Source organism: Gilvimarinus sp. 1_MG-2023 (assembly GCF_030548285.1).
The window spans coordinates 1-818 of the sequence record NZ_JAUOSC010000038.1 but is presented as its reverse complement, the minus strand read 5'-3'; the positions used below and the strand labels follow the sequence as shown (position 1 = coordinate 818).

Annotated in this window: 1 protein-coding gene; it reads left to right on the top strand. The window is 51.5% G+C overall.

The annotated features are described in order from the left end of the window. Window positions 1-132: 132 nt before the first annotated feature. On the top strand, window positions 133-818 hold a 686-nt coding region (locus Q4563_RS15510), incomplete at its 3' end, for a hypothetical protein (RefSeq protein WP_303605094.1).

Genomic DNA, 818 nt, shown 5'->3' with positions numbered 1-818 from the left:
CTATATGGCCTTGTTTTTGTCTGTTTGTTGGTGGATTCTGATGAGTTTTGCGGTTTGTAAGGCTTCGTTTGTGATGCGGTTGGTGTCAATAAGTAGCAAGCAAGTTGGTAATCGTCACTTACCTGGTTATTTATGAACATTATTGTTGTTGGTCAGCGTCACGGAGAGTCCCGTACTTACCGATTGACCACACCTGCCAAGACATTGTTATTTGGGTGCCTTGTGGCCCTGCCTTTTGCAATGGGGATGGCCGGGTTCTGGTTGGTTGACTGGTTGGCAGATGAAGGTTTTTCCCTAGAGCCACAGGCAGCAGAAGCCTGGGAAAATGATCTCAGCCTGCAGCGTCAGGAGCTGGAGCAGATTCGTGTCCAGACCAATCAGGAATTACAGGCATTAACGGTCAAACTGGCCGAGCTGCAGTCCCGTCTGATGCGTTTGGATGCTCTGGGTGAACGCCTGGTCAGTGTTGCCAATCTGGAAGCCGATGAATTCGATTTTTCCATGGCACCTGCTTTGGGCGGGCCAAAGACACTGGGTGAAGCCTACGAAGCGCCGGAAATCAGCGATGTGCTGAATGACCTGGCTAATCGTATTGGTCATCGTGAGCAGCAGCTGGAAGTGCTGGATGACCTGATGTCTGCCCAACGGCTGGATGCGGATACATTTGTAACTGGCCGATCTATCAAAAAAGGCTGGATGTCTTCCCGCTATGGTCGTCGTACCGATCCTTTTACCGGCCAGCTGGCCTGGCATGGCGGTGTTGATTTGCCGGTAAGCAGGGGTCGGATATTATTGCGGTTGCGTCTGGGGTTGTTACC